This window comes from Rhizobacter sp., assembly GCF_031412075.1.
GTDB lineage: Bacteria > Pseudomonadota > Gammaproteobacteria > Burkholderiales > Burkholderiaceae_C > Rhizobacter.
Genome location: NZ_JANOCG010000182.1, coordinates 1 through 2818, shown reverse-complemented (window position 1 = coordinate 2818; position 2818 = coordinate 1). Strand labels below are relative to the sequence as shown.

At 61.2% G+C, this 2818-nt stretch carries 6 protein-coding genes and 1 pseudogene; all 7 read left to right on the top strand.

From position 1 onward, the window contains the following. Positions 1-317, top strand: a pseudogene (locus RMO40_RS06360) (30S ribosomal protein S3); the annotation flags it as partial. 2 nt (positions 318-319) lie between these two features. Beyond that, a complete protein-coding gene (gene rplP / locus RMO40_RS06355) occupies positions 320-736 on the top strand; it encodes a 50S ribosomal protein L16 (protein ID WP_047489326.1) in 417 nt (138 codons plus the stop codon). A gap of 7 nt (positions 737-743) precedes the next feature. Next, entirely contained in the window at positions 744-947 is a 204-nt protein-coding gene (gene rpmC / locus RMO40_RS06350) for a 50S ribosomal protein L29 (RefSeq protein ID WP_309717893.1), read from the top strand. Continuing rightward, positions 944-1237 carry a 30S ribosomal protein S17 gene (gene rpsQ / locus RMO40_RS06345; protein ID WP_309717890.1) on the top strand — a complete coding sequence of 98 codons (294 nt, stop codon included), beginning with the start codon at positions 944-946 and terminating at the stop codon, positions 1235-1237. The genes rpmC and rpsQ overlap by 4 nt, the downstream gene beginning before the upstream one ends. Before the next feature lie 115 nt (positions 1238-1352). After that, positions 1353-1868, top strand: a complete 516-nt coding sequence (locus tag RMO40_RS06340; RefSeq protein WP_309717887.1) for a peroxiredoxin — start codon at positions 1353-1355, stop codon at positions 1866-1868. A gap of 198 nt (positions 1869-2066) precedes the next feature. Beyond that, entirely contained in the window at positions 2067-2435 is a 369-nt protein-coding gene (gene rplN / locus RMO40_RS06335) for a 50S ribosomal protein L14 (protein ID WP_201810338.1), read from the top strand. Between the two features lie 24 nt (positions 2436-2459). Beyond that, a complete protein-coding gene (gene rplX / locus RMO40_RS06330; RefSeq protein WP_309717883.1) occupies positions 2460-2804 on the top strand; it encodes a 50S ribosomal protein L24 in 345 nt (114 codons plus the stop codon). Positions 2805-2818 lie beyond the last annotated feature (14 nt).

The following is a 2818-nucleotide window of genomic DNA, read 5'->3' as shown; positions in this document are numbered from 1 at the left end:
GCATCATCGGCGTGAAGTGCTGGGTCTACCGTGGTGATCGCCTCGCCAATGGCGAGCTGGCACCCCAGGCCAACAAGCCTGAAGTGCAAGAAGACGATCGCCGTCCGCGTCGCAACACCCGTCCGGGCGCACCTGGTGCTCCTGCTGGTCGTGGTGGTCGCCCGGGTGGTGGTGGTTTCGATCGTGGCGCGCCACGTCAAGACGCTGGTCGCCCTGCAGAAGCAGCCGCACCGGCTGGCGATGCGCCGAAGACGCCCGCGGTCAAGCGCGTGCGCAAGGCGCCGACGCCTGGGGCCACTGAGCCCAAAGGAGAATAAGCATGCTGCAACCTGCACGCAGAAAATACCGCAAGGAACAAAAGGGCCGGAACACCGGCGTGGCCACGCGCGGCGCGGCTGTGTCGTTCGGCGACTTCGGCCTGAAGGCCACCGAGCGCGGCCGTTTGACGGCGCGCCAGATCGAGGCGGCTCGCCGCGCGATCTCGCGCCACATCAAGCGCGGCGGTCGGATCTTCATCCGCATCTTCCCGGACAAGCCCATCTCGCAAAAACCTGCTGAAGTCCGCATGGGCAACGGCAAGGGCAACCCGGAGTACTACGTGGCTGAAATCCAGCCCGGCAAGGTGCTCTATGAAATCAACGGTGTGCCGGAAGAGCTGGCCCGCGAAGCGTTCAAGCTGGCTTCGGCCAAGTTGCCGCTGAGCACCACCTTCGTGGCCCGCGCGATCGGCGCCTGAGGAGAACATGATGAAAACATCTGAACTTCGTGCCAAAGACGTCGCTGGCCTCCAAAAGGAAGTAGCCGACCTGCTCAAGGCCCACTTCGGTCTGCGCATGCAAAAGGCGACCCAGCAGCTGACCAACCACACCACGCTGGGCAACACCCGTCGTGACATCGCTCGTGCCAAGACCATCCTGGCCGAGAAGAAGAAAGGGGCCGCGAAATGACTTCGACCGCCACTGATATCAAAGTCGACGCGCCCGGCAAGAACCAGCGCAAGCTGGTTGGCAAGGTCGTCAGCGACAAACGTTCCAAGACCATCACGGTCCTGATCGAGCGCCGTACCAAGCACGAGCTGTACGGCAAGATTGTGGCCAAGTCCAGCAAGTACCACGCTCATGACGAGAAGAATGAGTACAAGCTGGGCGATGTGGTTGAGATCGCTGAAAGCCGTCCGATTTCAAAGACCAAGTCGTGGGTGGTGACTCGCCTGGTCGAGAAAGCCCGCACGGTCTGATTGACGTACCCTGCGCGGCAGTTCTGCCCCGCTGCAACGGTCGGTGTGCTGTAACTTGGCGCTCCGGCCGTTTTGCATTTTGTGATCTGATTCACCCATCCATCTGGAGACGAACATGCTCAAGGTTGGCGACAAGCTCCCGGCAGGTGCCCTGCAGGAATTCATCGAGGTCGAAGGCAATGGCTGTTCGCTCGGCCCCAACAGCTTCGACATCCAGCAGGCGACTGCCGGCAAGAAGATTGCCGTGTTCGCATTACCTGGCGCCTACACGCCAACATGCTCCGCGCAGCACGTGCCTGGCTACGTGAAGCAGGCCGATGAATTGAAGGCTGCCGGCGTGGACGAAATCTGGTGCGTGTCGGTCAACGACGCCTTCGTGATGGGTGCCTGGGGCCGTGACCAGAAGACCGGCGGCAAGGTGCGCATGATGGCCGACGGCAGTGCCGCCTTCACCAAGGCAACCGGCCTGGAGCTGGACCTGACCAGTCGAGGCATGGGTGTGCGCTCACAGCGTTACTCGATGTTGGTGGTGGACGGCGTCGTCAAGTCGCTCAACATCGAAGGCCCAGGCAAGTTCGAGGTCAGCGACGCTGGCACGCTGCTCAAGCAAGCCCAAGAGATCAAGGCCTGAATCGGAATGTGCGGTGAGGGGTGTTGACATACCCGCTGAAAGCACGGCATAATCCGCGACTTCGCTGAAATTCCTGCTGTGCTGGCTCGCACGGTACAGCAAATTTCGGCTCCGCCCAAACAGTGAGTTGCGCATCCAGCGCAACGATCTGACGGGCCCAAGACTGCTTGCTTCGGCAAGACAAGTTGGGGACAGAACATGATTCAAATGCAATCGCGGCTCGACGTCGCGGACAACACTGGCGCGAAATCCGTCCAGTGCATCAAGGTGCTCGGCGGCTCCAAGCGTCGCTACGCCGGTATCGGTGACGTGATCAAGGTTTCCATCAAGGAAGCCGCACCGCGTGGTCGTGTGAAGAAGGGCGAGGTCTACAGTGCCGTCGTCGTTCGCACCGCCAAAGGCGTTCGCCGCCAGGACGGCTCGCTGGTGAAGTTCGACGGCAATGCCGCCGTGCTGCTCAACGCCAAGCTCGAGCCCATCGGCACCCGCATCTTCGGCCCGGTCACGCGTGAACTGCGTACCGAGCGTTTCATGAAGATCGTGTCGCTCGCACCTGAAGTGCTCTAAGCCGCGGTTGAGGAAGAACAGCTTATGAACAAGATTCGCAAAGGCGACCAGGTCATCGTGTTGACCGGGCGCGACAAAGGCAAGCGTGGCACTGTCACGCAGCGCGTTGATGAAGACCGCATCGTGGTCGACGGCGTGAACGTGGTGAAGAAGCACGTCAAGCCGAACCCGATGAAGGGCACGACTGGCGGAGTCGTCGACAAGACCATGTCGATCCATCAGTCCAACGTGGCCATCTTCAATCCCGCCACCGGCAAGGCTGATCGTGTCGGCATCAAGCTGCTGAGCGACGCCGACAAGCAGGCCCGCAAGACCAAGGACAACGGCGTTCGCGTCTTCAAGTCCAGCGGCGAAGAGATCAAGGCGTAAACACATGGCCAAGC